This is a genomic window from Paraburkholderia sp. Ac-20340, from assembly GCF_017104965.1.
GTDB lineage: Bacteria > Pseudomonadota > Gammaproteobacteria > Burkholderiales > Burkholderiaceae > Paraburkholderia.
On record NZ_JAAGPR010000014.1, the window covers coordinates 72,662 to 98,347 of the forward strand.

The 25,686-nt window shown below is 64.1% G+C and carries 23 protein-coding genes and 1 tRNA gene; 16 read left to right on the forward strand and 8 right to left on the reverse strand.

Going from position 1 to position 25,686, the window contains the following annotated elements:
* Positions 1-13 precede the first annotated feature (13 nt).
* From G3N59_RS18320 to hisC, 8 genes are all read left to right on the forward strand, one after another.
* On the forward strand, positions 14-1,873 hold the full coding sequence (locus G3N59_RS18320) for a tetratricopeptide repeat protein (RefSeq protein WP_205984049.1): 1,860 nt from the start codon (positions 14-16) through the stop codon (positions 1,871-1,873).
* A gap of 10 nt (positions 1,874-1,883) precedes the next feature.
* Positions 1,884-2,543, forward strand: coding sequence for a lipoprotein insertase outer membrane protein LolB (gene lolB, locus G3N59_RS18325; RefSeq protein WP_205984050.1), 660 nt, complete (start codon positions 1,884-1,886; stop codon positions 2,541-2,543).
* A gap of 129 nt (positions 2,544-2,672) precedes the next feature.
* Positions 2,673-3,575, forward strand: coding sequence for a 4-(cytidine 5'-diphospho)-2-C-methyl-D-erythritol kinase (ispE, locus tag G3N59_RS18330; RefSeq protein ID WP_205984051.1), 903 nt, complete (start codon positions 2,673-2,675; stop codon positions 3,573-3,575).
* Positions 3,576-3,625: 50 nt separating this feature from the next.
* Positions 3,626-3,702: transfer RNA gene (locus G3N59_RS18335), tRNA-Gln, on the forward strand.
* A gap of 64 nt (positions 3,703-3,766) precedes the next feature.
* Positions 3,767-4,723, forward strand: a complete 957-nt coding sequence (locus G3N59_RS18340) for a ribose-phosphate pyrophosphokinase (RefSeq protein ID WP_205984152.1) — start codon at positions 3,767-3,769, stop codon at positions 4,721-4,723.
* Between the two features lie 169 nt (positions 4,724-4,892).
* Positions 4,893-5,495 (forward strand): 50S ribosomal protein L25/general stress protein Ctc, encoded by a 603-nt coding sequence (locus G3N59_RS18345; protein WP_205984052.1) that lies wholly within the window; start codon positions 4,893-4,895, stop codon positions 5,493-5,495.
* 155 nt (positions 5,496-5,650) lie between these two features.
* Positions 5,651-6,253, forward strand: a complete 603-nt coding sequence (gene pth / locus G3N59_RS18350; protein WP_167067373.1) for an aminoacyl-tRNA hydrolase — start codon at positions 5,651-5,653, stop codon at positions 6,251-6,253.
* A gap of 68 nt (positions 6,254-6,321) precedes the next feature.
* A complete protein-coding gene (gene hisC, locus G3N59_RS18355; RefSeq protein WP_205984053.1) occupies positions 6,322-7,389 on the forward strand; it encodes a histidinol-phosphate transaminase in 1,068 nt (355 codons plus the stop codon).
* Positions 7,390-7,473: 84 nt separating this feature from the next.
* Here hisC and G3N59_RS18360 read toward each other — a convergent pair whose 3' ends face one another.
* The 3 genes from G3N59_RS18360 to rsmD form a co-directional block, all read right to left on the reverse strand.
* Positions 7,474-7,731 carry a YfhL family 4Fe-4S dicluster ferredoxin gene (locus G3N59_RS18360; RefSeq protein ID WP_205984054.1) on the reverse strand — a complete coding sequence of 86 codons (258 nt, stop codon included), beginning with the start codon at positions 7,729-7,731 and terminating at the stop codon, positions 7,474-7,476.
* Positions 7,732-7,814: 83 nt separating this feature from the next.
* Positions 7,815-8,315 carry a pantetheine-phosphate adenylyltransferase gene (gene coaD / locus G3N59_RS18365; protein WP_205984055.1) on the reverse strand — a complete coding sequence of 167 codons (501 nt, stop codon included), beginning with the start codon at positions 8,313-8,315 and terminating at the stop codon, positions 7,815-7,817.
* A gap of 119 nt (positions 8,316-8,434) precedes the next feature.
* The gene (gene rsmD / locus G3N59_RS18370) at positions 8,435-8,989 is read right to left on the reverse strand and encodes a 16S rRNA (guanine(966)-N(2))-methyltransferase RsmD (RefSeq protein WP_321815996.1); all 555 of its coding nucleotides are present in this window, start codon (positions 8,987-8,989) and stop codon (positions 8,435-8,437) included.
* A 432-nt stretch (positions 8,990-9,421) separates the two neighbouring features.
* Between rsmD and ftsY the strand changes: the two genes are divergently transcribed.
* Positions 9,422-10,585: a signal recognition particle-docking protein FtsY gene (gene ftsY, locus G3N59_RS18375; protein WP_205984057.1), complete on the forward strand. Its 1,164-nt coding sequence runs from the start codon at positions 9,422-9,424 to the stop codon at positions 10,583-10,585.
* Positions 10,586-10,678: 93 nt separating this feature from the next.
* Here the strand turns inward: ftsY and maiA are convergent, their stop codons facing one another.
* Positions 10,679-11,326: a maleylacetoacetate isomerase gene (maiA, locus tag G3N59_RS18380; protein ID WP_205984058.1), complete on the reverse strand. Its 648-nt coding sequence runs from the start codon at positions 11,324-11,326 to the stop codon at positions 10,679-10,681.
* 46 nt (positions 11,327-11,372) lie between these two features.
* Entirely contained in the window at positions 11,373-12,071 is a 699-nt protein-coding gene (locus G3N59_RS18385; protein ID WP_205984059.1) for a fumarylacetoacetate hydrolase family protein, read from the reverse strand.
* Between the two features lie 263 nt (positions 12,072-12,334).
* Between G3N59_RS18385 and ybiB the strand changes: the two genes are divergently transcribed.
* The 3 genes from ybiB (at position 12,335) to leuA (ending at position 15,526) form a co-directional block, all read left to right on the forward strand.
* Complete coding sequence (gene ybiB, locus G3N59_RS18390) at positions 12,335-13,306, forward strand: DNA-binding protein YbiB (RefSeq protein ID WP_205984060.1); 972 nt, start codon at positions 12,335-12,337, stop codon at positions 13,304-13,306.
* Between the two features lie 380 nt (positions 13,307-13,686).
* A complete protein-coding gene (locus tag G3N59_RS18395; protein ID WP_205984061.1) occupies positions 13,687-13,890 on the forward strand; it encodes a hypothetical protein in 204 nt (67 codons plus the stop codon).
* Positions 13,880-15,526: a 2-isopropylmalate synthase gene (leuA, locus tag G3N59_RS18400; RefSeq protein ID WP_205984062.1), complete on the forward strand. Its 1,647-nt coding sequence runs from the start codon at positions 13,880-13,882 to the stop codon at positions 15,524-15,526. The genes G3N59_RS18395 and leuA overlap by 11 nt, the downstream gene beginning before the upstream one ends.
* Positions 15,527-15,675: 149 nt before the next feature.
* Here leuA and G3N59_RS18405 read toward each other — a convergent pair whose 3' ends face one another.
* The gene (locus G3N59_RS18405; protein WP_205984063.1) at positions 15,676-16,059 is read right to left on the reverse strand and encodes a nuclear transport factor 2 family protein; all 384 of its coding nucleotides are present in this window, start codon (positions 16,057-16,059) and stop codon (positions 15,676-15,678) included.
* Between the two features lie 617 nt (positions 16,060-16,676).
* Here G3N59_RS18405 and rpoH point away from each other — a divergent pair.
* The 4 genes from rpoH to cydB all read left to right on the forward strand — a co-directional run bounded on the left by rpoH (position 16,677) and on the right by cydB (position 21,031).
* A complete protein-coding gene (rpoH, locus tag G3N59_RS18410; protein ID WP_205984064.1) occupies positions 16,677-17,618 on the forward strand; it encodes an RNA polymerase sigma factor RpoH in 942 nt (313 codons plus the stop codon).
* Positions 17,619-18,008: 390 nt separating this feature from the next.
* The gene (cydP, locus tag G3N59_RS18415; protein WP_205984065.1) at positions 18,009-18,287 is read left to right on the forward strand and encodes a cytochrome oxidase putative small subunit CydP; all 279 of its coding nucleotides are present in this window, start codon (positions 18,009-18,011) and stop codon (positions 18,285-18,287) included.
* Positions 18,277-19,863: a cytochrome ubiquinol oxidase subunit I gene (locus G3N59_RS18420; RefSeq protein WP_205984066.1), complete on the forward strand. Its 1,587-nt coding sequence runs from the start codon at positions 18,277-18,279 to the stop codon at positions 19,861-19,863. Before cydP ends, G3N59_RS18420 begins: the two co-directional genes overlap by 11 nt.
* 31 nt (positions 19,864-19,894) lie before the next feature.
* Positions 19,895-21,031, forward strand: coding sequence for a cytochrome d ubiquinol oxidase subunit II (gene cydB / locus G3N59_RS18425; protein ID WP_205984067.1), 1,137 nt, complete (start codon positions 19,895-19,897; stop codon positions 21,029-21,031).
* 81 nt (positions 21,032-21,112) lie between these two features.
* Here the strand turns inward: cydB and nagE are convergent, their stop codons facing one another.
* Both nagE and ptsP read right to left on the reverse strand, forming a co-directional pair.
* Complete coding sequence (gene nagE / locus G3N59_RS18430; RefSeq protein WP_205984068.1) at positions 21,113-22,861, reverse strand: N-acetylglucosamine-specific PTS transporter subunit IIBC; 1,749 nt, start codon at positions 22,859-22,861, stop codon at positions 21,113-21,115.
* 185 nt (positions 22,862-23,046) lie between these two features.
* Positions 23,047-25,656 (reverse strand): phosphoenolpyruvate--protein phosphotransferase, encoded by a 2,610-nt coding sequence (gene ptsP, locus G3N59_RS18435; RefSeq protein WP_241023574.1) that lies wholly within the window; start codon positions 25,654-25,656, stop codon positions 23,047-23,049.
* Between the last annotated feature and the right edge of the window lie 30 nt (positions 25,657-25,686).

Sequence of the window (25,686 nt, forward strand, 5' to 3'; positions counted from 1 at the left end):
TCGACGGAATTCCATGGAACTGTCTTTCGTAAAGCTGTTTGCGAAGCGCCTGCCTGGAGCAGCGCCGCGCCCGCGCAACACCTCGGCGCTACGTGCGTTCGGACCCCGTCGCCTGATCGGCGCAGCCGTGCTCGCAGCGTGGGCGTTGACCACTTCGAGCGCCTACGCGCAAGATCCGTCCCCCGACGCGGACGACACCTCCGTCACGATGCCGGATGCCTTCGGCCCCGCCACGGCGGACGAGCAGAAGGATCTGCCGGGCGTCCCGCTCTCCAGCCAGATCGTCTTCCAGGTGCTCGCCGCCGAAGTCGCGTTGCAACGCGATCAACCGGCGCCGGCCTTCCAGACCTATCTGGCGCTCGCGCGCGACACGCATGATCCGCGCATGGCGCAGCGTGCGACGGAAATTGCGCTCGCCGCGCAAAGCCCGACCGACGCGCTCACCGCCGTGCAGCTCTGGCAACAGTACGCGCCCGATTCGGAGCGCGCGGCCCAGCTCGACGCCTCGCTGCTCGTACTCGGCGGCAAGCCCGCCGACGCGCAGCCGCTGCTCGCGCGCGAACTGGCCCGCGTGCCGGCCGACAGCCGCGGCCCGGCCATCCTTTCGCTGCAACTGCTGCTGTCGCGCGGCCCGAACCGCTCGGGTGGCCTGGACGTGCTCAAGTCGCTGCTCGCGAACGACATGAACCGCCCGGAAGCGCAGCTCGCGATCGGCCGTCAGCAACTGCTCGCCGACGATGTGCCCGGCGCGCGCAAGTCGTTCGAACAGGCGCTCACGATCAAGCCCGACTATCTGCCGGCCGCGCTGATGCTCGCGCAGATGGGCCCGGAAGAGCGCAAGGAAGGCATCGCGTCGATCGAAAAATACGTGCAGGCCAATCCGAAGTCGCGTGACGGGCGCCTTGCGCTCGCGCAGACCTATCTGGCCTCGGATCGCCTCGACGACGCGCAGAAGCAGTTCGAGATTCTGCACAAGAACGACGCGAAGGATCTGATGCCGCTGATGGCGCTTTCGCTCATCAGCGTGCAGCAAAAGAAGTTCGACGACGCGAAGAAGTATCTGGTTCAGTACGCGCAGCAGGCGGAAAAGACGCCGGGCGCCGATCCTGGCCAGGCTTACATCTATCTGGCGCAGCTTTCCGTCGAGCAGAAGGACGACGCGGGCGCGCAGGCGTGGCTCAACAAGATCGGCCCGAGCAGCCAGCAGTACGTGCCCGCGCAAATCACGCGCGCACAGATGCTCGACCGTCAGGGCAAGATCGACGATGCACGCCGTCAACTGGCCAGCATCCAGAGCGACGATCCGCGCGACCAGGCGCTGATCGCCCGCACGGACGCCGCCATCCTGTTCGACGCGAAGCGCTACCCGGAAGCCGAAGCCCGTCTGGCCAAGGCCACCGCCGATTTCCCGGATGATCCCGACCTGACCTACGACTACGCGATGTCCGCCGAAAAGAACGGCCATTACGAAGTCATGGAAGCGCAGTTGCGCAAGCTGATCAAGACGCAGCCGGATAACCCGCAGGCGTACAACGCGCTCGGTTATTCGCTGGCCGACCGCAACCAGCGCCTGCCGGAAGCGGACAAACTGGTCACGAAGGCTTCGGCGCTTGCCCCGGACGACGCGTTCATCATGGACAGCGTGGGCTGGGTCAAGTACCGCATGGGCGATACCGCAGACGCCATCAAGGTGCTGCGCAAGGCTTACAGCCTGCAGCCGAACGCGGAAATCGGCGCGCATCTGGGCGAAGTGCTCTGGAAGAACGGCGACCAGGACGCCGCGCGTCAGGCATGGCGCGAAGCGCACAAGCTCGAGCCCGACAACGACACGCTCCTGAAGACGCTCAAGCGCTTCCAGGTCAACGATCTTTGATCGATATCCGATGGCTGAACTTCAACTGCATCAAGGCTCGCACTCTGGTCTGTCCGGGCGCCTGATCCGGCGCCCGGCGCTGGCGCGGGGTGTTGCCGCCGCCGCCGCGCTGCTCGCCCTCGCGGGCTGCGCGACGCAAACGCCGCACCAGCCGTCCACCGCGCGCGCGACCACCTCGCTCACGACGCAGACGTCGCGCGCCTGGCACGGCCGCTTCGCGATCCAGTACAACGATCAGAACGGCCAGCAACGTAACGCCTACGGCAATTTCGACTGGCGCGAAACCGACTCGACCGTCACGCTGCAACTGCTCAATCCGCTTGGGCAAACGCTGGCGATCGTGACGTCGGCGCCGGGCCAGGCCACGCTGGAACTGCCGAACAAGCAGCCGCTGACCGCCGATAACACCAGCACGCTGATGCAGCAGGCGCTGGGCTTCGCGCTGCCGGTGGAAGGATTGCGCTACTGGCTGCAGCCGTCGGCGGCACCGGATTCGCGCGCTCATACGACGCCCGATCCGCAGAATCCGCAGCGCCTCTCGAAGATCGAGCAGGATGGCTGGACCATCGACTATCTCGCTTACGCGGACGCGCCGGCCACCGGCGTCAAACGCGTGAACCTCACGCGCGAAGATCCGCCGCTGCAGATCAAGCTCGTGATCGATCAGTAACGCACACGCACACCCAGGCGTAATCCAGATAACCCAGGTAAATCCAGGAATGCGCCCGGCACGCGCCGCACGCCTCTCTCGCCGGCCCGGCGCAGGCGTCGAAGCGCGCGAAGCCGGGCACCAGGCATCATGACCGAAACTCAAGACTCGCTGCGCGGCTGCCTCGCGCCCGCGAAACTCAATCTCTTCCTGCACATCACGGGCCGCCGCCCGGATGGCTATCACAATCTCCAGACCGTATTCCAGTTGCTCGACTGGGGCGATACGCTGCATTTCACGCGTCGTCAGGACGGCCGCATCACGCGCACGACGGAAGTCGACGGCGTGCCCGCCGAAACCGATCTCACGGTGCGCGCCGCGACCTTACTCAAGCAGCACACGGGCACCCAGGAAGGCGTCGAAATCGACATCGAGAAACGCCTGCCGATGGGCGCGGGTCTCGGTGGCGGCAGCTCGGACGCGGCGACCACGCTGCTCGCGCTCAACCGTCTGTGGAAACTGAATCTGCCGCGCGAAACCCTGCAGGCGCTCGCCCTGAAGCTGGGTGCGGATGTGCCCTTTTTCGTGTTCGGCAAGAACGCGTTCGCCGAAGGCGTGGGCGAAGCGCTACAGGCGGTAGAATTGCCGGCACGCCACTTTCTGGTGGTTACGCCGCAGGCGCATGTCCCCACCGCCGAAATTTTCTCGGAAAAGCAGTTGACAAGGGACACACAGCACTGCACAATAGCATTCTTTCTTGCACAGCAAGCAACGCAGCAGGGATGGCCAGATAGTTTCGGTCATAACGATATGCAAGCGGTTGTCGCAGGAAAATACGCGGAAGTAGCGCAAGTGCTGCGATGGTTTGATGATGTATCAAACAGTGTCGCGCCAGCGCGGATGACCGGATCGGGTGCAAGCGTCTTCGCAGCATTCGCCAGTCGGAACGAAGCAGAATCGGCTCAGGCCAGACTGCTTGCGGAACAGCCGAACTGGAGAAGCGCAGTCACCTCGAGTCTGGACAAGCATCCACTCTTCACTTTCGCGTCATAGTTTTGCGTGACTGATCGTCCTACCGGTCAGTCAGGCTCGAAGTTGAGTGTAGGGGAGTCGCCAAGTTGGTTAAGGCACCGGATTTTGATTCCGGCATGCGAGGGTTCGAGTCCTTCCTCCCCTGCCAAAAATTCTAAAGTAGTTCGCCCAAGTAGTTCCTCTCGCCCCCCCAAGTCCGCAGCAGGTGCATGATGAGCAGCCATGACGGCCTGATGGTTTTTACTGGCAACGCAAATCCCGCGCTTGCACAGGAAGTCGTCAAGACCCTCGGTATTCCCCTCGGTAAGGCTATGGTTAGCCGCTTCTCCGACGGTGAAATCCAGGTCGAAATCCAGGAAAACGTGCGCGGTAAGGACGTCTTCGTCCTTCAGTCGACCTGCGCACCGACCAACGATAACCTGATGGAACTGATGATCATGGTCGATGCGCTCAAGCGCGCATCTGCTGGCCGGATCACCGCAGCCATCCCCTACTTCGGCTATGCCCGTCAAGACCGCCGCCCCCGTTCGGCGCGCGTCGCCATCTCGGCGAAGGTCGTGGCGAACATGCTGGAAATCGCGGGCGTCGAGCGGATCATCACGATGGATCTGCACGCTGACCAGATCCAGGGCTTCTTCGATATTCCCGTCGACAACATCTACGCTACGCCCGTGCTGCTCGGCGATCTGCGCAAGCAGAACTACGAGAACCTGCTGGTCGTTTCGCCGGACGTCGGCGGCGTGGTGCGCGCCCGTGCGCTCGCCAAGCAGCTGGGTTGCGATCTCGCGATCATCGACAAGCGTCGTCCGAAGGCGAACGTCGCCGAAGTGATGAACATCATCGGTGAAGTCGAAGGCCGCACCTGCGTGATCATGGACGACATGGTCGACACCGCCGGCACGCTCTGCAAGGCAGCGCAAGTGCTGAAGGAACGCGGCGCCAAGCAGGTATTTGCTTACGCTACGCACCCGGTTCTCTCGGGTGGTGCAGGCGAGCGTATCGCTGCTTCGGCTCTGGACGAACTGGTCGTGACCGACACGATTCCGCTGGGCGCAGAAGCCCGTGCGTGCCCGAAGATCCGCGCGCTCACGAGCGCCGGTCTGCTGGCAGAAACGTTCTCGCGTATCCGTCGCGGCGACTCGGTGATGTCGCTGTTTGCGGAAAGCTAAAAAGATTGGCGCGAAGGCGCGGCATTCGCAAGGATGCCGCGCCTTCGTGTAATCAGCGCAAGCGGACGAAGGTTTGCGCTGCATCGTCGGGGGCCTTCTGGCAAATCGCCGAAAGGACCCCGTTTTATTTACTGCCTGGTCGCGGGCAGTGCATTGAAAAGAGAACACCATGAAAGTCATCGCTTTCGAGCGTAACCTGCAAGGTACGGGTGCGAGCCGCCGCCTGCGCATCGCTGGCAAGACCCCTGGCATCGTTTACGGTGTCGGCGCTGAGCCGGAACTGATCGAAGTCGATCACAACGCGCTGTGGCACGCCCTGAAGAAAGAAGCTTTCCACTCGTCGATCCTCGAGCTCGAAGTGGCAGGCAAGTCGCAACAAGTTCTGCTGCGCGACGTGCAATACCACCCGTTCCGTCAGCTCGTGCTGCACGTGGACTTCCAGCGCGTTGACCCGAGCAAGAAGATCCACACGAAGGTGCCGCTGCACTTCCTGAACCAGGAAACCAACCCGGCTGTGAAGACGGGTGGCGCGATCATCTCGCACGTTCTGGCTGAAATCGAAGTTCAGTGCCTCCCGGCCCAACTGCCGGAGTTCCTCGAAGTCGACCTGGCCAAGATTGAAGCCGGCCAGTCGCTGCACGCCAAGGACATCACCCTGCCCGCAGGCGTGACGCTGGTTCAGCACGTTGAAGTCGAAAACCCGGTCGTCGCTTCGGCACCGGTTCCGGCTGGCGCGCAAGCTGCTGCTGAAGGCGAAGCTGCTGCTGAGTAATCAGCCGGCAACAGCCGATCCTCTCGATCCGTTTGCATAAAACGGTCGAAGTGACCCGCCGCGGTTCGCCCCGGCGGGTTTTTTTTCGCACTCTTTTCGACTCTTCCGTACACTTGCGAATCCATTAAGCGATTTACGCAGGCGGAACACCCAACATGATCAGGTTGATCGTCGGGCTCGGCAATCCGGGCGCCGAATACACGGCGACGCGCCACAACGCGGGCTTCTGGCTCGTGGACCAGCTCGCGCGCGAAGCCGGCACGACGCTGCGCGACGAGCGCCGCTTCCACGGCCATTACGCAAAAGCGCGCCTCTACGGCGAGGAAGTGCATCTGCTCGAGCCGCAGACCTATATGAACCGCTCGGGCCAGTCGGTCGTCGCGGTGGCGAACTTCTTCAAGATCCTGCCCGATGAAATCCTCGTCGCGCATGACGAACTCGATCTGTCGCCCGGCACCGTCAAGCTCAAGCTCGGCGGCGGCAGCGGCGGCCACAACGGCCTGAAGGACATTTCCGCGCATCTGTCGACGCAGAATTACTGGCGTCTGCGCATCGGCATCGGCCATCCGCGCGACCTGATTCCCGAAGGCGCACGCGCCGGCGCGAAGCCCGATGTGGCGAATTTCGTGCTGAAGCCGCCGCGCCGCGAGGAGCAGGACGTGATCGATGCGTCGATCGAGCGCTCGCTCGCCATCATGCCCACCTTCGTCAAGGGCGAAACCGAACGCGCTGTGATGCTGCTGCATCGCAACGGCTGATTTTCGCGCGCGGCACAGCCGACCAGGCGGCCGCGCGCCGCTGGTCAATTCGAAGCAAGGAGAGCGTCTTGAGTCGTTTCTGGAGTGACATCGTCCACCGTCTCGTGCCTTACGTGCCCGGCGAACAGCCGGCGCTCGCGCATCCGGTGAAGCTGAACACCAACGAGAACCCGTACCCGCCCTCGCCGCGCGTGCCCGAAGCGATTCGCGCCGAACTGGGCGAGCATGGCGAATCGCTGCGCCGCTATTCCGATCCGGTCGCGAAGCGCCTGCGCGCCGCCGTGGCCGCGCATCACGGCCTGCGCGCCGATCAGGTGTTCGTGGGCAACGGCTCCGACGAAGTGCTCGCCCACGCCTTCCAGGCGCTGCTCAAGCACGACAAGCCGATCCTCTTCCCGGACATCAGCTACAGTTTCTATCCGACCTACGCGCGCCTGTACGAAGTCGAGTTCGAAACCGTGCCGCTCGACGACAAATTCGAGATTCGCGTGGACGATTACCTCAAGCCGAACGGCGGGGTGATTTTCCCGAATCCGAATGCGCCGACGGGCCACGCGCTGTCGCTCGCCGAAGTCGAGCGTCTGGTCGCGGGCAACCCGGACGTGCCCGTGATCGTCGATGAAGCCTATGTGGATTTCGGCGCGGAATCGGCGATTGCGCTGATCGATCGCTATCCGAATCTGCTGGTCGTGCACACGACCTCGAAGTCGCGCTCGCTCGCGGGCATGCGCGTGGGCTTCGCGTTCGGCCACGCCGATCTGATCGACGCGCTCAACCGCGTGAAGGACAGCTTCAATTCGTATCCGCTCGATCGCCTCGCGCAGGCGGCGGCGACGGCCGCGTACGAAGACGATGCGTACTTCAAGTCGACCTGCGAACGCGTGATCGCGAGCCGTAAGCGTTTGACGGCTGCGCTCGAAACGCTGGGCTTCGAGATCGTGCCTTCGGCGGCGAACTTCGTGTTCGCGAAGCATCCGAAGCACGACGCCGCGGCCATTTCGGCGAAGCTGCGCGAGCAGGAGATCTTCGTGCGCCACTTCAACGCGCCGCGTATCAACCAGCATCTGCGCATCACGGTCGGCACCGATGCCGAATGCGACACGCTGGTCGAAGCGCTCAAGGCCATCCTCGTGTAAAAACCGAGGCGCTTTCCCGCGTCCAGCCATAAAAAAACGCGCCCTTGGGCGCGTTTTCTCTTTGCAGCAGCAGTTCGTGCAGCTTCAGGCGTTTTTCGTCGCCGTCAGCGTCTCGTACTTCTGCATCAACTGCTCCTGCGATTCGATGTGCTCGGGATTCTTCGGGATGCACTCAACCGGACACACCTGGATGCATTGCGGCTCGTCGAAATGGCCGACGCACTCCGTGCATTTGTTCGGGTCGATCACGTAGATTTCCGGGCCCATCGAAATCGCGTCGTTCGGGCACTCGGGCTCGCAGACGTCGCAATTGATGCACTCGTCGGTAATCATCAGGGCCATACTTCTCTCGCGTTTCCCTTAAAAAACAACAGATTATAACGCTGCGGCCCTGCGCTTGCCGGCCTCGCGAAATGCCTGCGAGGTCAGACTTTAGGCGCTGCGCCGAGCGCCGCGACCTTGTCCTGCAGACGCTTTTCCACCGACGGAAACACGAACTTGCTGACATCGCCGCCCAACTGGGCGATTTCGCGCACGATCGTGCCCGAAATGAACTGATATTGATCCGACGGCGTCATGAACATGGTCTCGACGTCCGGCAGCAGATAGCGGTTCATGCCCGCCATCTGAAATTCGTACTCGAAATCCGACACCGCACGCAGGCCGCGCACGATCACGCGCGCGTTGTTGCTGCGCACAAAATCCTTCAGCAGCCCCTTGAAACTCATCACCTGCACATTCGGATAATGACCGAGCACCTCGTGGGCAATTTCGAGCCTTTCATCGAGCGAGAAGAACGGCTTCTTGTTGCGGCTGTCGGCCACGCCGACCACCAGCGTGTCGAAAATGCTCGATGCGCGCCGCACGAGATCTTCGTGACCGCGCGTGAGCGGATCGAACGTACCGGGGTACACGGCGACTACCATGAGGCTTCTCCTCTCAACAGAAATGGGGCGCATTGCAACGCCGCTGACGGTTTGCACGGCATGCGCGAGTGCTTGCGTGACGCCCCTGGGCGCCCGCCCGCTTCGTTATCGAACGCGCATTATTCCTCATTTTCGCGCTGCAGCAAATGATAGCGAACCGCACCGGCCTTGCCCTCGCGCACCACGCTCCAACCCGCCAGCGCGGGCTGCGTGGCGGGATCGAGCGCGTCGCCGCACTCGACGTAGAGCCAGCCGTCGGACGCCACGAGCGGCGCGGCCAGTTCGAGCGCGCGCTGGAACAGCGCGGTGTCGCCGAACGGCGGGTCGAGAAACACCACGTCGAACGAGCCCGGCGCGAGGTTGGCGGCGAGCCGCAGCGCGTCGGCTTCGGCGATCTCGATCATGCGTGCGCCCAGGCGCGCCTGGTTCGCGCGCAGCTGTGCCGCCGCGCGGGCGCTGCGCTCGACCATCACGACGCGCGCGGCACCGCGCGACGCCGCCTCGAAGCCGAGCGCGCCGCTGCCCGCGAACAGATCGAGGCAGCGCTGGCCGTCCAGATTCTGGCCGAGCCAGTTGAACAGCGTTTCGCGCACACGGTCGGGCGTGGGGCGCAGGCCGTCGAGATTGAGCACCGGCAGCGGCGTGCGTTTCCACTCGCCGCCGATAATGCGGATCGCGTGCGGAGCGTTGACTGGCGCCTTTGAGGCGGGTTTGGCGGCAGGCTTCGCGGCCTGCTTTTCAGCGGCTTTGAAGTCTTCCGGACGTGACAATGTTGAACGGCCCATACGTGTTGAAGTCAATCTGTTAGAGCGGAGGGATCGGTGCGGCTTGTGCCTGGGCGTGCAAAGCGCATGTCGCCCGCGCCGCACCGGCCATTGCGCGAACGTTACCACAGGGCCGCCTGCTAACCGCAACCCGATCCGCAACCCCGAGGCCTGATCGCCAGCATACGGCGCCCGCAACGGTCGCATGCGCGCCAGGCGCGCCGCGGCGACGCGCGCGGGGACGCCTGATAAAATGCTGTGTTTTCCACGCGTTGCCCGTATTTTCGACGTCGATGACCGTCCCTCGGTCAGACCCGCAACGCGACCCCACCACACCAGATCATGTTCAGTTTCTTCAAACGACTCCGGGGCTCGAAGGGCGCCGAAAACGAGGCAGCCGAGTCCGCCGCGAGCGAAGCCGAAGCCGCACACGACGAAGCGCCTGCAGCCGCCGAAACGGCCCCTGAAGCGCCCGCGCCCATCACGAGCGCGGCGGCGCCTGCGCCGCAAGCCGCCAGCGTCAACGTAAGCGATGCCAACGAAAGCGATGTCGACGAATTCGAAACCGTCGAAATCGTGCCGCCGCCCGTGCAGGACGCGAGCGCCAAGAAATCCTGGCTCACGCGTCTGAAGTCGGGGCTGTCGAAGACCGGCTCGAATATCCAGAGCATCTTCGTCAACGCGAAGATCGACGACGATCTCTACGAAGAGCTCGAAACCGCGCTGCTGATGTCCGACGCGGGCGTGGACGCCACCGAATATCTGCTCGACACGCTGCGCCAGAAAGTGCGCGCCGATCGCCTGACCGAAGCGCAACAGGTGAAAACCGCGCTGCGCCAGTTGCTGATCGATCTGCTCAAGCCGCTCGAGCGCTCGCTGATGCTCGGCCGCGCGCAGCCGCTCGTGATGATGATCGCGGGCGTGAACGGTGCGGGCAAGACCACCAGCATTGGCAAGCTCGCCAAGCATCTGCAGAGCTTCGACCAGAGCGTGCTGCTGGCCGCCGGCGACACGTTCCGCGCCGCCGCGCGCGAGCAGTTGACGATCTGGGGCGAGCGCAACAACGTGACCGTCGTGCAGCAGGAAAGCGGCGACCCGGCCGCGGTGATTTTCGACGCCGTGAACGCGGCGCGCGCGCGCGGCATCAACGTCGTGATGGCCGATACGGCCGGCCGTCTGCCGACCCAGTTGCACCTGATGGACGAGTTGAAGAAGGTCAAGCGCGTGATCGGCAAGGCTTTCGATGGCGCGCCGCACGAAGTCCTGCTGGTGATCGACGCCAACACGGGCCAGAACGCGCTGACCCAGGTGAAGGCTTTCGACGATGCGCTCGGCCTCACCGGCCTGATCGTCACCAAGCTCGACGGCACGGCCAAGGGCGGCATTCTGGCGGCGATTGCGCGCCAGCGTCCGGTGCCGGTGTATTTCATCGGCGTGGGCGAGAAGGTCGAAGATCTGCAACCGTTCGTCGCCGAAGAATTCGCGGACGCGCTGCTCGGCAACTGATCAGCGCCAACGCTGTCGCCGTCCCGCTCAAAACAAAGGGCGCCGCTCTCACGAACGGCGCCCTTTTTCCATCCAACTCACGCGAACGCGAGCTTATTCCGCGTCAGGCTGCGCGCCTGGCGCCGCGCGCGCGAAGACATCGAGTTGCGACGCGTGATCGCAGATGCGCTGGATCGTCGGGTAACGCGTGGTGTCGATCTTGAAGCGATTTGCGTTGAACACCTGCGGCACGAGGCACAGATCGGCGAGCGTCGGCGTATCGCCGAAGCAGAACTTGCCCGTGCGCGTGTCGCTGGCCAGCCGCGCTTCCAGCGTTTCGAAGCCGCTTTCGATCCAGTGGCGATACCACGCGTCTTTGGCCGCATCGTCGACGCCCAGCGTGTGCTTGAGGTACTTCAGCACGCGCAGGTTGTTGACCGGGTGGATCTCGCAGGCAATCTGCAGCGCCAGCGAGCGCACGTGCGCGCGGTCGGCGGGCGACTTCGGCAGCAGCGCCGGCTCGGGATGCGTCTCTTCGAGATATTCGATGATCGCGAGCGACTGCTGGATCGCGTGATTATCGTCGTCGACGAAGGTGGGCACGATCCCATCGGGATTGAGCGTGCGGTACTCGGGCTTTAGCTGCTCGCCGCCGTCGCGCAGCAGATGCACGGGCACGGTCTCGTAGGGCAGATTCTTCAGGTTCAGCGCAATTCGCACGCGATACGACGCAGAACTGCGGAAATAGCTGTAAAGCTTCATGCTCTCCTCTCACGCTCTCTGGCTGAGTGTTGTCAGGCGCGCGTTTTCAGACCACACGCACGGCAAATTCGCCGATGCCGTCCACGCCGCCCGTCATGACGTCGCCGGGCTTCACGGCGCCCACGCCTTCAGGCGTGCCCGTGTAAATCAGGTCGCCGGCCTTCAGCTCGAACAGCGTGGAAAGGAACGCGATCGTGTCGGCAACCGGCCAGATCAGCTGCGAAATGTCCGAGCGCTGCTTTTCTTCGCCGTTCACTTTCAACCAGATCGCGCCCGCGCCAATCTGGCCGACCTGCGCAACCGGATGAATCGGGCCGATGGGCGCCGAATGGTCGAAACCTTTCGCGGTATCCCACGGACGACCGAGCTTTTTCGCTTCCGCCTGCAGATCGCGGCGCGTCATGTCGAGGCCGAGTGCGTAACCAAACACGTGATCGAGTGCGCTTTCGACGGGAATGTTTTTCCCGCCCTTGCCGATCGCAGCGACCAGTTCCATTTCGAAGTGCACGTTCTGCGACTGGTCCGGGTACGGAAAGTCGGCGGTCGTGCCGGGCGCGACGTAGAGCACGGCGTCGGCGGGCTTGGCGAAGAAGAACGGCGGTTCGCGGTTCGGATCGTGGCCCATCTCGCGCGCATGCGCCTCGTAATTGCGGCCAACACAGTAGATGCGGCGCACCGGAAAGCGCGCGTCGCTGCCAGCGACCGGCACGGCGGCGAGCGGCGCCGGATCGAATACGTAAGTCATCGAAATCTCCGTCTTCTTAATGATGCCGGGTCGGCGCCGAGGGATTCGCGCGCGGCCTGGCGCAACGCACGAGTGTAACGCGCGCTGAACAAGAGGCGTCAGCACGCCGCGGCAATCCTGGCCGCGCGACGCTCGCTGCTGCGGTCATTGCGGCCCTCACTGCGTCGGGCTGGGCCGCGCGGGTCGTGCGATACTTCCTGCATCCCCGACATCTCCAACTTGAACCGGAGCAGCGCGCGCCGCCGGCTCCGCCCCACGCTGCCATGAACGCCCCCGAATCCGCCGATACCAACGCCCCCTTCTCCTGCGCCCGCTTCATCAAGGAGATCGGCCGCGGGCCGCACGGTGCGCGCTCCTTGTCGCCCGACGACACGCACGCGCTCTACGCGGCGATGCTCGACGGCCGTGTGTCCGATCTCGAACTGGGCGCGGTCCTGCTCGCCTATCGCCTGAAGGGCGAAACCGCCGAGGAACTGGCCGCGATGCTGGCCGCCGCGCACGCCTCGTTCGCGCCGCTCGTGGTGGCCGATGGTGACTATCGCGCGGTGTCGATTCCGAGCTACAACGGCGCGCGCAAGCAGCCCAATCTCGTGCCGCTGCTCGCGCTGCTGCTCGCCCGCGATGGCGTGCCGACGCTCGTGCATGGCGTGGTCACCGATCCGGGCCGCGTCACCAGCGCCGAGATTTTCGCGGCGCTGAACCAGCCCGCCGCCCGCGATCATGCGCAGATCGAAGCGCAACTGGCCGCGCAAAAAGTCGCGTTCGCGCCGATCGAAACGCTCGCGCCGCAACTCGCGCGGCTGCTTTCGCTGCGTCGGCGCATGGGTGTGCGCAACTCCACACACACGCTGGTGAAACTGCTGCAGCCGTTCGCGCTGCCGGGTCTGCGCCTCGTCAACTACACGCACCCGCCGTATCGCGAAAGCCTGAGCGCCCTGTTCTCGGCGCACCCGGATGCCGCCGTGGGCGGCGCACTGCTCGCGCGCGGCACCGAAGGCGAAGCCGTCGCCGATACGCGTCGCCAGGTGCAGGTGGACTGGCTGCACGACGGCATCTGCGAAACGCTGATCGAGCCGGAGCGTTCGTCGCCGGACGCGCCCGAAGTCGATCTGCCCGAAGCCCGCGACGCCGCCACGACCGCCGCGTGGATCGCCGAGGTGTTGCGCGGCGATGCGCCGGTGCCCGACGCCATCGTCCGTCAGATCGAGACGATCAAGCGCATCGCCCGGCGCTAAAGCCCGCGCCTCATCGAATCGCCGAAAGCCGCGCGGGGCGGGCGTCCCGTGCGATTGCGAAAGCTACATCGGCGCGCTTCGTCGGCCAACTTCCGGCATCTTCCCGCCGCCGATCTGTCAATTCCCTGTTGACACGCGCATCCGCCCTGATTTACATTGGACGAATGCGTTCCTTCCCGAACACCCTCCGCATTGCCCACGGCCTACTATCGGCCCTATCGCTACGCCTAGCCTAAAGCTGGTGTAGCGCCGCAACGACCACCTCTCCGGTCACCGCGGTCCTCCCAAAGCAGTTCTCGCAGTACCCCAAATCCGCTGTATCTCTACAACCTGTCGTCTGCATTCGTCCGCTTACCGTTCGGACGAGTCGCGAGGTCAAAATGCACGTTGCATGGGCATCGTTCACGTCCGCTTTCGCCGCGCCGGCTACCGCCGTCACCGTGGCCGTCTTCTTCGCGTTCGAGGTTGCCGCCCGAACGCGTGAAGTTTCGCGCATCGTGCTCCGTCGCCAGCCCGCCAGCCGCCCGCTGCCGACCGCCATCGCAAACGACACCATGAAGAACGAGGCTCGTCATGTTGCGTAATCCCGCCGAGAAATACCGCCCTTTCCCCGCCATCCGCCTGAACGGCCGCAAATGGCCGACGCGCACAGTCGAACGCGCGCCGATCTGGATGAGCACCGATCTGCGCGACGGCAACCAGTCGCTGATCGAACCGATGAGCATCGAGCAGAAGACCGAATTCTTCGACATGCTCGTCGCGATCGGCTTCAAGGAAATCGAAGTCGGCTTTCCGTCCGCTTCGCAAACCGACTTCGATTTCGTGCGCAAGCTGATCGACGAAAAGCGCATTCCCGACGACGTCACCATCGAAGTGCTCGTGCAGTCGCGTGAAGACCTGATCGCACGCACCTTCGAAGCGCTCCAGGGCGTGCCGCGCGCCATCGTTCACCTCTACAACGCGATCTGCCCGTCGTTCCGCAAGATCGTGTTCGGCCAGTCGCAGGATCAGGTGAAGGCGCTCGCCGTCGAAGGTACGCGCATCATCCGCGAATTCGCCGATAAAAACCCGCAAACGCACTGGATTTACCAGTATTCGCCCGAAACGTTCAGCATGACCGAGCTGACTTTCGCCCGCGAAGTCTGCGATGCGGTCGCGCAGCAGTGGCGCCCGACGCGCGATCACAAGATGATCGTCAATCTCCCGGCGACCGTCGAAGCGGCCATGCCCAACGTCTACGCCGACCAGATCGAATGGATGGACCGCAATCTTGCTTATCGCGACAGCATCGTGCTCTCCGTGCATCCGCATAACGATCGCGGCACCGCCGTGGCCGCAGCCGAAATGGCCTTGCTCGCGGGCGCGGATCGCATCGAAGGCTGCCTGTTCGGCAACGGCGAGCGCACCGGCAATGTCGACATCGTCACGCTCGCGATGAATCTCTACACGCAGGGCATCGACCCGGGCCTCGATTTTTCGGATATCGATTCGGTGCGCCGCATGGTCGAGCGCTGCAATCAGCTTCCCGTGCATCCGCGTCATCCGTATGCGGGCGACCTCGTGTTCACGGCGTTTTCGGGCTCGCATCAGGACGCGATCCGCAAGGGTTTTGCCGTGCAGCAGCCGGATGCCGTGTGGGAAGTGCCCTATCTGCCGATCGATCCGGCCGATCTCGGCCGCAGCTACGATGCGGTGATTCGCGTGAACAGCCAGTCGGGCAAGGGCGGCGCGACGTATCTGCTCGAACGCGGCATGGGCTTCACGCCGCCGCGCCGCGTGCAGATCGAGTTCAGCCACGCCGTGCAGAAGGTCACCGATACCTCCGGCGAAGAAATCACCGGCGAGGCGATCTGCGCACTGTTCGCGAACGAGTACTTCGAAACCGAAGGCCCGGCGGTTCATGCGGGTGCGGGACGTGTGCGCTTCGAAGGTCGCGATGTGGCGACGCCCACCGCCGCGCAGATCGACGAAACGCACGCACAGGCCGTGGCGACCGCGATTGCCGCAGCGGCCGGCGAAAGCATCGAGATCACGTCGTATGAAACCGCGCGCACGGCGCAAGGCGGCACCGCGGTGTTCGTGGGCGCCCGTGTGGGCGGCCAGGCGCTGCGTCACGGCGTAGGCGTCGCGGACGATGCGGCGCATGCCGTCGCCGCCGCCATCGTCAGCGCGGTCAATCGCGCGGCGTGGCAGGACATCGACCGACGCGTCGCGGCCTGAGCCTGATCCTGATAAACGGATTTAGCCAGTTTTAGAAGCAGTAACAGCAGTCAGGAAGGCGGCGCCGTTGAGCGCCAGCGGCATAACGGGCCGCTGGCGTGCGCCCGATCCGCTTAACGTGCGGAATCGGCGAGTGGACTTACCGGTCATCACTCGAGAGCACAACGCGTCGCCTGCCACGCGAGCAGACGCCAGTGGCCATCCTCCTGGGTCTGGATCGCGGTATAGGCAATCGGATAAAGCAGCGCGCCATTGTTGGCTTCCATCTCGATGAGCGCGCGGCCCGAGATCAGACAGGTCTCGGTGCCCACCGGCAGCACGTCCTGCGACTGGATCTCGATCTGTCGATAGCGGCGACGCCCCGCCGTAATCGCGTCGATAAACTGCTGCTTGGTTTCGCGCTTGCCGTTCGTGTGCACGAAGGTCGCGCTATCGGAAAGAAGCTGGTCCAGCGACGAGCCGTCGCCATCCACCATCGCGCGGAACCGCTCGCGCTCCAGTCCGCGAATCGCATCGATTACTTTCGCCGCCATTGCTCGAGCCCCTTGCGTGCGAGCCAGCCTGACTCCGCCTACTCACACCTAAGATTTACCCCACGCGCCTGGCTGAAATTTATACCAGGATTTCGCACATGGATACTTGCGATCAAAGGCTGCGCCCTTATATAAGTGGGCAAGCGCACACGCGCTACGTGAATGCGCGATCCAATGCCGCAGCCGAGCACTTTCAGATAATTCCGATGTCTATTGATCGTGCTCAGGAATCACAATGCCTGCCCTTCTTCTGACCCGCTTAAACGCCGTTTAAGACCAGATTAAGAACTGCTCGCTACGATAAGAATCGTGGCAAACATTATTCCGAAGCAGCGCTATTCCAGCCCTTTTTCTCCTCCGTTTCCGGTGTGGAAGCGGTCCAGTTCTAGAGTCTTTCTTCGGCCCGCCGATGTGCGCGGACCCGTCCGGGCCGCAGGCCCCGTGCAGCTTGCCTGCCAGCGTTTCGCTGAAATCTATTGATACAAGTTTTCGATAGCATCAGTGGAACCATGAAGCCCCTACAGACTCCAAGTAATTAGCACTCACTGATTCAGAGTGCTAACATCCACCGTGGAGTCGCTGTCTGACTTTTGCAAGATTCCTGAGGAGTTCGCTACGTGAGCAACGCAATGACCATGACCCTTCCGAATATGCTTAGCCCGTCGTCGGCCAAGGCCGGGGGTTCGGGTGTACTGGCGCTCGCGAACGCTTCCATGCTGCCCGGCCAGCTGGGCAACATCGACGCCTACATTCAGGCCGTGAACCGGATCCCGATGTTGACGCCGCAAGAGGAGCGCCAGTTCGCGACCGAGTTCCGCGAGCAAAACAATCTTGACGGCGCGCGCCGCCTGGTGCTTTCGCACCTGCGTCTCGTCGTCTCGATTGCGCGCAATTATCTCGGCTACGGCCTGCCGCACGCCGACCTGATCCAGGAAGGCAACATCGGCCTGATGAAGGCCGTGAAGCGCTTCGACCCGGAGCAGAACGTTCGACTGGTGTCGTACGCCATGCACTGGATCAAGGCCGAAATCCATGAATACATCCTGCGCAACTGGCGCATGGTGAAGGTCGCCACGACCAAGGCGCAGCGCAAGCTGTTCTTCAACCTGCGTAGCCACAAGCAGGGCCTGCAGTCGTTCACGCCGGAAGAGATCGAAGGCCTCGCGCAGGAACTGAACGTCAAGCGCGAAGAAGTCGTCGAGATGGAAACGCGTCTGTCGGGTGCCGACATCGCGCTGGAAGGCCAGAACGACGACGGCGAAGAATCCTTCGCACCGATCGCCTGGCTGGCCGATTCGCACAACGAGCCGAGCGCCGTGCTCGCCGCCCGTTCGCGCGACCGTCTGCAATCGGACGGCATCGCCAGCGCACTGGAAGCGCTCGATGCGCGCAGCCGCCGCATTATCGAAGCGCGCTGGCTGAACGTCGAAGACGACGGTTCGGGCGGCTCGACGCTGCACGAACTGGCCGACGAATTCGGCGTGTCGGCCGAGCGTATCCGCCAGATCGAGGCAAGCGCGATGAAGAAGATGCGCACGGCACTGGCCGAATATGCCTGATCGACAACGGCGCGGGTCTTAAGACTCACCTCCCGCGCCAGGCTCCGCCACATAAAAGCCCCGCTCACTGCGAGTGGGGCTTTTTCTTTTTGCGCGCACGGACAACGCGCCGTACAACTTCGCGCCGTCGTTTTGCGTTCCCTCATAAGATATTTTCGAGATGATGCCGCCCTATCCAGCAAGGGAGCGGCAGAGACTCGGTAAAGGTGTCGCGCAGTTTTGCATTCGACCCTGTCAATCTGACCTATAACATCTGCATGCAATGCCTTAGCAGTCCGTAGTAGTTAGCAAACGAATCATCGATAAAAAAGGGAGAAGCGAGCGTTCGCGACGCTGACGACCAGCGCCGGCGCTCCGGAAACAGGACACAGGAAGGAGCCATCCGTCGCCATGCTTTCCACTTCCGGCCAGTCCCGCCGTATGCCCACGGAGTTGGGCGCGCGCGTGCTTCGTTGGGCGCGCGGTCCGACCTTCGCGCGCGACATCGTGCTCGTCCTGATCTTCAAGCTCGCGCTGCTGATGGCGCTGAAGTACGCATTCTTCAATCATCCGCAAGCCGAAAACATGTCGATGCGGCCCGCGGAAGTCGCACAGGCGATTCTTTCCGTGCCCGTGCCGCCCGAGTCGACTCCGCCGCAAGCGCACCAGGGGGACCACCATGCCCATTAGCGAAACTGTAGATCTCTCGCGCCTGCAGTTCGGCGTCACGGCGCTCTATCACTTCCTGTTCGTGCCGCTCACACTGGGTCTTTCGTGGCTGCTCGTGATCATGGAATCGGTCTACGTGATGACCGGCAAGCAGATCTACAAGGACATGACGCAGTTCTGGGGCAAGCTCTTCGCGATCAACTTCGTGATGGGCGTCACCACCGGCCTGACGATGGAGTTCCAGTTCGGCACCAACTGGTCGTACTACTCGCATTACGTCGGCGATATTTTCGGCGTGCCGCTCGCAGTGGAAGGTCTGGCCGCGTTCTTTCTCGAATCGACGTTCGTCGGCCTGTTCTTCTTTGGCTGGAACCGCATGACGAAGGGCGGCCATCTGATCACCACGTTCTTTGTCGCGCTGGGCTCGAATCTTTCCGCGCTGTGGATTCTGATCGCCAACGGCTGGATGCAGAACCCGGTGGGCGCTTCGTTCAACTACGAAACCATGCGCATGGAACTCACCAGTCTGTTCCAGGTGATCTTCAATCCGGTCGCGCAGGTGAAGTTCGTGCATACGGTGTCGGCCGGTTATGTGACGGCGTCGATGTTCGTGCTCGGCATTTCCTCGTGGTATCTGCTGCGCCGCCGCGATACCGAATTCGCGTTGCGCTCGTTTGCCATCGCCGCGGGTTTCGGACTGGCATCGACGCTCTGCGTGATCGTGCTCGGCGACGAATCCGGCTACCGCACCGGCGAAGTGCAGCAGATCAAGCTCGCCGCGATCGAGGCCGAATGGGACACCGCTCCTGCGCCCGCGCCCTTCACGCTGTTCGGCATCCCTAACCAGAAGGAACAGCGCACCGACTACGCGATCCGCATTCCGTATCTCATGGGCATCATTGCGACGCGCTCGATCGACGAACCGGTGATCGGTTTGCGCGATCTGATGGGCCGCGCCGAAGTGCGTATCCAGAACGGCATGCTTGCCTACGCCGCGCTGCAAAAGATGAAAGACGGCAGCGCCGATAACGACACCCGCGCCGTGTTCGAAGCGCACAAGGCCGACCTCGGCTACGGCCTGCTCGTGAAGCAGTTCGCGCCGAATGTCGTCGATGCCACGCCCGAGCAGATCAAGACGGCCGCGAATCACTCGATTCCGCCGGTCGCGCCGGTGTTCTGGTCGTTCCGCGTGATGGTCGGTCTGGGCATGCTGCTCCTGCTGACCTTCGTGCTGGCGTTCTGGTTCTGCGCGCAGCGCTCGCTGCTGCAGGACAACCGGCGCTGGTTCCTGCGCTGGGTCGTCTGGGCAATTCCGCTGCCGTGGCTCGCCGCCGAATTCGGCTGGGTGGTCGCGGAAATGGGCCGCCAGCCGTGGACCATCGCCGAGGTGCTGCCGACGCATCTTTCCGCCTCGAGCCTCGCGCCCGGCGATGTGTGGCTGAGCCTCGCGGGCTTCGTGGTGTTCTACACGGCGCTCTTCATCATCGAGATCACGCTGATGTTCAAGTACGCGCGCCTCGGGCCGTCCGCGCTGCATACGGGCCGTTATTTCCACGAGCGCACCGCCACGGTGACGAGCGACAACCGCGTCGCCTGACCCACGCCATCGCCCTTTAAGGAACCACACCATGGACTACGCAACGCTCAAAGTAATCTGGTGGGTGCTGATCGGCGTGCTGTTGATCGGCTTCTCGCTCACCGACGGCTTCGACATGGGCGCGGCCGTGCTGCTGCCCTTCATCGGCAAAACGGATTCGGAGCGACGCATCGTCATCAACACGGTGGGCGCGACCTGGGAAGGCAATCAGGTCTGGCTGATCACCGCGGGCGGCGCGATGTTCGCGGCCTGGCCGCTCGTGTATGCGGCGTCGTTTTCGGGCTTTTACTTCGCGATGCTGCTCGTGTTGTTCGCGCTGTTTTTCCGGCCTGTGGGCTTCGACTATCGCGGCAAGCGCGACAACCCGAAGTGGCGCGGCGCGTGGGACTGGGCGCTGTTTATCGGCGGCTTCGTGCCGGCGCTGGTGTTTGGCGTGGCGTTCGGCAACCTGCTGCAAGGCGTGCCGTTCCAGTACGACAGCGACCTGCGCGTGACCTACTACGGCAGCTTCTGGGCGCTGCTCAATCCGTTCGCGCTGATCTGCGGGCTCGTGAGTCTCACCATGCTCACCGCACACGGCGCGGCGTTCGTGAAGATGAAAAGCGACGGCATCGTGGCCGTGCGCGCGTCGAAGGCGCTGCGCATCACGGCGGGCATCGCGGTGCTGCTGTTTATTGTGGCGGGCGCGCTGGTGGCGACGCTGATCGGCGGCTTCGTGATCACCAATCCTGCGCCCTACGATTCGGTCGCCAATCCGCTGTTGAAGAGCGTGGAGCCCGGCACGGGATTGTGGATCAGCAACTATGTGCAGTATCCGTGGATGGCCATCGCGCCGATCCTCGGCATTCTGGGCGGCGTGATCGCCTTCGCGGTGGCCGGTTCGCGGCTGGAGAAAACCGCGTTCATGGGCACTTCGCTGCTGATCATCGGCGTGATTTTGACGGCGGGATTCTCGATGTTTCCATTCATCATGCCGTCGTCGCTCGATCCGCGTTCGAGCCTGACGGTGTGGGATGCCACGTCGAGCAAGACGACGCTGGAAATCATGCTGGTCGCCGTGATCATCTTCCTGCCAATCGTGCTCGCTTATACGACCTGGGCGTATCGCATCATGCGCGGCAAGGTGACGGTGGAGGCGATCGAGGACAAACGCAATTCGCTGTACTGATTTCCGAATCCATCGCGGAGACAAAAAAACCGGCGCCAGGCGCCGGTTTTTTCATGAGCTTGCAGAACGTCAAGCCGATCTTTACGCCGATTGCAGCGAGAGCGCCTGAGCGTAGCGCGACGCCGCGCTGCCCACGACGATGTGCAGCGTATCCGCCGACACCCACACCACATCCAGCGCATCGAGCCGCGCACGGTCGACCGCGGAAGGATCGCGCACGATCACGCGCAGACGCGTCGACGCCACGGCATCGAGCGACACGATGTTCGCCGCGCCGCCCAGCACCGCGAGCCAGCGCGAGGGATCGGGATCGAGCGGACCGGCATCGGCCGCAGCATCGGCCGCCGCAGCAACCGGTGCTGTCTTCACGGCGCTGGCCACAGGCGCGGCCGACGCAGCGACCGCAGCCGCAGGACGCCCACTCGCAATCTCACGACGAATCTCATCGGCGATGATGTCCGCTTCCGGCCCGATGATGACCTGCACGCTTTCGCCGCCGCGCTTGAGCACGCCACGTGCGCCAATCGCCTTGAGCGCCGGTTCGGAAACATGCGCCGGGTCCACCACGTTCAGACGCAGACGCGTCGTGCACGCATCGACCACCTTGAGGTTGGCCGCGCCGCCGAGCGCATCGATATAACGCGCCGCCCGCGAAGCCGATGCGGCACCGCCCGCCGTCACGCCCGACATCGACGCCGCGATTTCCGTGTCGCCCGCCGATGCTTCACGGCCCGGCGTCGGCAGATTGAACCGGCGGATGAAGAAGCGGAACAGCCCGTAATACACGACCGCGTAGACGAGGCCGAGCGGAATCGCTTCCCAGCCATGCGTCGACAGACCGTAGTTCAGGAAGTAGTCGATCGCGCCCGCCGAGAACGTGAAACCGAGCTTGATGTTCAGCAGCGAGCAGATCGCCAGCGACAGCCCCGTGAGCACCGCGTGGATGCCGTACAGCACCGGCGCGAGGAACATGAAGGTGAACTCGATCGGCTCGGTCACGCCCGTGAGGAACGACGTGAGCGCCATCGACAGCAGCAGGCCGCCGACCATCGCGCGCTTGTCCTTCGGCGCTTCGTGCAGCATCGCCAGACATGCGGCCGGCAGGCCGAACATCATCACCGGAAAGAAGCCGGCCATGAAGCCGCCCGCGCTGGGGTCGCCTGCGAAGAAGCGATGCAGGTCGCCCGTGACCGGTGCGCCGCCCGCCGGCGTGAAGGTGCCGAACACGAACCACACGAGCGAATTGAGAATGTGATGCAGGCCCGTCACCAGCAGCAGACGGTTCAGCAGACCATAGACAAAGGTGCCGATCGCGCCCGCCGTGGTGAGCCAGTGGCCGGCCGTATCGATCACGGCCTGCACCGGTCCCCACGCATAGCCGAATATCACGCCGAGCAACAGACACACGAGCCCGGTGATGATCGGCACGAAGCGCTTGCCGCCGAAGAACGCCAGGAACTCGGGCAGCTTGATGTCCTTGAAGCGGTTGTACAACATGCCCGCGACGACACCGGCCACAACGCCCGACAGCACGCCCATGTTCAGCTTGTCGTTGATGTCCTTCATCACGGCGGTTTCGACCAGATAGCCGAGCGCGCCCGCGAGCGCCGCCACGCCGTTGTTATCCTTCGCGAAACCCACGGCAATGCCGATCGCGAACAGCAGCGGAAGATTGTCGAAGATCGCGCCACCGGCATCGGCGATGATCTTGATATTGAGCATGTCGCTCTGGCCGAAGCGCAGCAGAATGCCCGCAACGGGCAGCACTGCGATCGGCAGCATCAGCGCGCGGCCGAGGCTTTGTATCTTGAGAAACGGATTGCCATCCATCGAACTGCCTCCAGTCCCTGTCTCTTGCGTGACGTATTGAGGTGAGAGAAACCGGCGCGCGATCGCTGCGCGCGCCGGTGTGATTTACGACGCTTAATGCAATGACTTAGTGCGATGACTTCGTGCACTTAATCAGGATACTTAACGATTGAATCTGCCGACCGCGTGAATCGCGGTCGAGCGGATCAGTCGAGCGGCCAGTGCGCGCGGCTTGCAGCGCGCACTGCTTGCGCCGATTCGAGCGCAAGGATGTCGAACACGCGTTCGCGACATTGATTGAAGTCGAGATTGCGCACGCGCGCCTTGATCGTCGGCACGGAAACCGGATCGACCGACAACTCCGTGATGCCAAGGCCAACGAGCAGCGGCACCGCCAGCGGATCGCCCGCCAGCGCGCCGCACACGCCCACCCATTTGCCGTGCTTGCGCGCGCCCTCCACCGCTACGGCAATCAGGCGCAGCACGGCCGGATGCAGCCCGTCGGCCTGCGCCGCGAGATCGGGCTGGCAACGGTCCATCGCCAGCGTGTACTGCGTCAGATCGTTGGTACCGATCGAGAGGAAATCGGCATGGCGCGCCAGTTGATCGGCCAGCAGCGCGGCGGACGGCACTTCGATCATCACGCCCACTTCGATGCGGCCGGTGCGGCCCGCTTCCTTCGCGAAAGTATCGATACGTTCGCGCAGGCGGATCAGTTCGCCCACATCGGTGACCATCGGCAGCAGGATGCGCACCGCGCCGAGCGGCTCGACCGCGAGCAGGCCGCGCAACTGATCGTCGAGCAGATCGGGGCGCACCTGGGCGAGGCGTATACCGCGCAGGCCCAGCGCCGGGTTCGGCTCGGGCGGCAGCGTGAGGTAATCGACCTCCTTATCTGCGCCCACGTCGAGCGTGCGGATGATGGCCGTGCGACCGTTCAGCGCCTGCGCGATGGCCTGATAACTTTCGCGATGCTCGTCGACGCTCGGCGCGGCCTGGCGATGGATGAACATCAGCTCCGTGCGCAGCAGGCCCACGGCGTCCGCGCCGTTTTCCACGGCGGTGCGTGCGTCGTCGAGCGTGGCGATGTTCGCCGCGACTTCGACGGCATGGCCGTCACGCGTGGCAGCGGCCTGCTGCGAGGTCAGACGGTTCGCTTCGCGCACGCCGGCGAGGCGTTGCTTCTCCGCGCGCGCACGTTCGATGTCCTGCGCGCTGGGTGCGTACAGCAGACGGCCCGCGCCCGCATCCACCACCACTTCCGTGCCTTCGGCGATCCGGTTCAGCGCATCGCCAAGCGCGACGATGGCCGGAATGCCCGCCTGACGCGCGATGATCGCCGCGTGCGAGGTCGCACCGCCGCGCGCCATCACGAGCGCGGTCACCCGCTTGCGATCGAGCGTGGCGAGATCCGAAGGCGTGAATTCATCGGCGGCCAGCACGGCTTCGTCGGGCAACTCGCGCGCGACGTTTGCATTCGCTGTGCCGTTGGTGAGCGCGAGCGCGCGCAGCACGCGCTTTTCCAGATCGCGCAGATCGGCGGCACGCTCCGCGAGCAGCGGATCGTCCACCTTGCCGAGCACGGCGATCTGCGCGCGGATCGACTCGCGCCACGCAAAGCCCGCACTCTTGCCGAGGCTGATGAGATCGCGCGCCGCGTCGATCAAAGTGGGGTCTTCCAGCAACACGCGATGCATCTGGAAAATGCCCGCTTCGCCGATCGCCCCGCGCTGCGACGCCGCGCGCACGGAGGTGTCGAGTTCCGCGTCCACGGCGGCAACGGCTTTGTCGAGCAGACGGCTTTCTGCCGCTGACGGCCCGCTCGCGAGTTCCACCGGCGCGATATCGGCATCGTCCCAGCGCACCAGCTTGCCGACCGCCACGCCCGGCGCCGCGCACACGCCCGAGAGCGTGCCCGGCGCGGCGCTGGTTGCCGTAGGCGCAGTCGCAACGACCGCAGCCGGCGCCGGCGACAACGCACGCGCTGGCGCTTCACCGCCCTCGCCCGGCGCTGCGCGCAGCAATTCGTTGGCGACCGCATCGACGGCCTTCTGCGCCTCGCGGCCCATGCCGACGAGTTCGATCGTCGCGCCTTCGCCCGCGCCCAGACCCAGCAGGCCCACCACGCTTTCGATCGCCGCCTTGCGCTCGCCGAAGCGCACTTCCACGCGCGCCTCGATGCCGCGCACCGCTTCGCGCGCCCGCGCCGCCGGACGCGCATGCAGACCGCCCGCATGCGTGAGCGTGACGTTGCGGCGCACTTCGTCCATCACCAGATTCGCGCTGCCCGCCGCGCCCACCGTGTGCGCCGCGCCGTCACGCGCGCGCAGCACCAGCAGCGGCGTCTTGCCCGCTTCCACATGGCCCGCGCCCGCGCGCTGGATCACTTCGAACGCATCGGAGTTCGCCACGGCGATCACCGAAACGAGGCTCGGCGCCTCGCACGCCACGACATCGAGATCGAATTCGATCAACAGGTCGCCGCGACGCACCTGTGCGCCCTGCTCGACCTTGGGCGCAAAACCCTTGCCGCCCAGCTCGACCGTATCGATGCCGATATGCACGAGCACCTGCGCGCCTTCGGCGGTCTCCAGCGTGACCGCATGGCCGGTGCGCGCGAGATGCATGACGGTGCCGTCGCACGGCGACAGCAGCTTGCCCGCGAGCGGATCGATGCCGATACCGTCGCCGAACAGGCCTTCCGAGAACACCGGATCGGGCACCGCTGCGAGCGGCACGACCGGGCCGGTGAGCGGCGCGACCAGCGCGATGCTGCCCTCGCGCTGGCTCTGATCGGCGGAATTTTCCGGGTTCATCAGGCGAGACTCCTGGATGCGTTCCATCAG

What these genes read in the sequence shown, in the direction of transcription:
- G3N59_RS18320 (WP_205984049.1), top strand. Translation starts at nt 14, where the DNA reads ATGGAACTGTCTTTCGTAAAGCTGTTTGCGAAGCGCCTGCCTGGAGCA.
- lolB (WP_205984050.1), top strand. Translation starts at nt 1,884, where the DNA reads ATGGCTGAACTTCAACTGCATCAAGGCTCGCACTCTGGTCTGTCCGGG.
- ispE (WP_205984051.1), top strand. Translation starts at nt 2,673, where the DNA reads ATGACCGAAACTCAAGACTCGCTGCGCGGCTGCCTCGCGCCCGCGAAA.
- G3N59_RS18340 (WP_205984152.1), top strand. Translation starts at nt 3,767, where the DNA reads ATGAGCAGCCATGACGGCCTGATGGTTTTTACTGGCAACGCAAATCCC.
- G3N59_RS18345 (WP_205984052.1), top strand. Translation starts at nt 4,893, where the DNA reads ATGAAAGTCATCGCTTTCGAGCGTAACCTGCAAGGTACGGGTGCGAGC.
- pth (WP_167067373.1), top strand. Translation starts at nt 5,651, where the DNA reads ATGATCAGGTTGATCGTCGGGCTCGGCAATCCGGGCGCCGAATACACG.
- G3N59_RS18360 (WP_205984054.1), bottom strand. Translation starts at nt 7,731, where the DNA reads ATGGCCCTGATGATTACCGACGAGTGCATCAATTGCGACGTCTGCGAG.
- coaD (WP_205984055.1), bottom strand. Translation starts at nt 8,315, where the DNA reads ATGGTAGTCGCCGTGTACCCCGGTACGTTCGATCCGCTCACGCGCGGT.
- ftsY (WP_205984057.1), top strand. Translation starts at nt 9,422, where the DNA reads ATGTTCAGTTTCTTCAAACGACTCCGGGGCTCGAAGGGCGCCGAAAAC.
- maiA (WP_205984058.1), bottom strand. Translation starts at nt 11,326, where the DNA reads ATGAAGCTTTACAGCTATTTCCGCAGTTCTGCGTCGTATCGCGTGCGA.
- G3N59_RS18385 (WP_205984059.1), bottom strand. Translation starts at nt 12,071, where the DNA reads ATGACTTACGTATTCGATCCGGCGCCGCTCGCCGCCGTGCCGGTCGCT.
- ybiB (WP_205984060.1), top strand. Translation starts at nt 12,335, where the DNA reads ATGAACGCCCCCGAATCCGCCGATACCAACGCCCCCTTCTCCTGCGCC.
- G3N59_RS18395 (WP_205984061.1), top strand. Translation starts at nt 13,687, where the DNA reads ATGCACGTTGCATGGGCATCGTTCACGTCCGCTTTCGCCGCGCCGGCT.
- leuA (WP_205984062.1), top strand. Translation starts at nt 13,880, where the DNA reads ATGTTGCGTAATCCCGCCGAGAAATACCGCCCTTTCCCCGCCATCCGC.
- G3N59_RS18405 (WP_205984063.1), bottom strand. Translation starts at nt 16,059, where the DNA reads ATGGCGGCGAAAGTAATCGATGCGATTCGCGGACTGGAGCGCGAGCGG.
- cydP (WP_205984065.1), top strand. Translation starts at nt 18,009, where the DNA reads ATGCTTTCCACTTCCGGCCAGTCCCGCCGTATGCCCACGGAGTTGGGC.
- G3N59_RS18420 (WP_205984066.1), top strand. Translation starts at nt 18,277, where the DNA reads ATGCCCATTAGCGAAACTGTAGATCTCTCGCGCCTGCAGTTCGGCGTC.
- cydB (WP_205984067.1), top strand. Translation starts at nt 19,895, where the DNA reads ATGGACTACGCAACGCTCAAAGTAATCTGGTGGGTGCTGATCGGCGTG.
- nagE (WP_205984068.1), bottom strand. Translation starts at nt 22,861, where the DNA reads ATGGATGGCAATCCGTTTCTCAAGATACAAAGCCTCGGCCGCGCGCTG.
- ptsP (WP_241023574.1), bottom strand. Translation starts at nt 25,656, where the DNA reads ATGAACCCGGAAAATTCCGCCGATCAGAGCCAGCGCGAGGGCAGCATC.